Source organism: Lentilactobacillus sunkii DSM 19904 (genome assembly GCF_001435575.1).
GTDB classification, from domain to species: Bacteria; Bacillota; Bacilli; order Lactobacillales; family Lactobacillaceae; genus Lentilactobacillus; species Lentilactobacillus sunkii.
On record NZ_AZEA01000063.1, the window covers coordinates 1 to 857 of the forward strand.

Consider the following 857-nt stretch of genomic DNA (forward strand, 5'->3'; position numbering starts at 1 on the left):
AGAAGCTGTCCAAGATCTATGATTTTTGATATACTTCTATGTAAAAAGCGAGTTTAAGCTATGAAAAATTATCCCAGCAATATTACTCGGCAACAATTTGAATTAATTCGACCAGCTTTAGAAAATTTTCGTAAGCGAACTAAGCCTCGAAAATATGACCTCTACGAGGTCTTCTGTGCGGTCCTATATGTCTTGAAAACCGGTTGCCAATGGCGTCAAGTCCCCGGTGATTTCCCAGAATGGCGGTCAGTTTACAACTATTACAAAATTTGGTCAACTAAAGCTGAGCCTACGGCTGATTCTTTATTGGAACAAGTTTTAAAAAAATTGTCATTGCTCGGCGAACTTACCAAGGACGTTCAGCTTTAACTTCCTTTATTATCGTTGACGCTCAGAGCGTCAAAAACACCGCTACTGCTGAAAACAAAGGTTACGACGCTGGTAAGAAAATCTCGGGGATTAAGCGCCATCTGGCAGTTGATATCAATGGCTTTCCGCAGGCCATTCACATGACGCGAGCGAACGTCTCTGATCGAGACGGGGCCAGTGCCATGATCGCTTTACATGCCATGCATTTACGCCAGGTTCAAAATGTCTTAGTTGATGGTGGTTATTCAGGCGTTAATTTTCAGCTCGATGTAGCCAGTAATTTAAACGCAACCGTGCAGGTTGCGAAGCGCAATGAGTTGCATCGATTCGAAGTCATGCCCCAACGTTGGGTAGTCGAACGATCTTTTAGTTGGCTAGAGAATTGTCGGCGACTTTGGAAAAATTGTGAGCGTCAATTAACCACCAGTCTGCAAATGGTCGTTTTAGCGTTTTTAGCACTATTACTTAAGAGATTTTAGACAGCTTCT

At 42.7% G+C, this 857-nt stretch carries 1 protein-coding gene; it reads left to right on the forward strand.

All coding sequences use genetic code 11. The features are described 5' to 3' along the window. The first annotated feature begins 60 nt into the window (after positions 1 to 60). A protein-coding gene (locus tag FD17_RS13150) for an IS5 family transposase (protein ID WP_080487858.1) occupies positions 61 to 848 on the forward strand; the annotation gives its coding sequence in 2 pieces (ribosomal slippage) (positions 61 to 319 and positions 319 to 848; 789 coding nt in all). Positions 849 to 857: the final 9 nt, after the last annotated feature.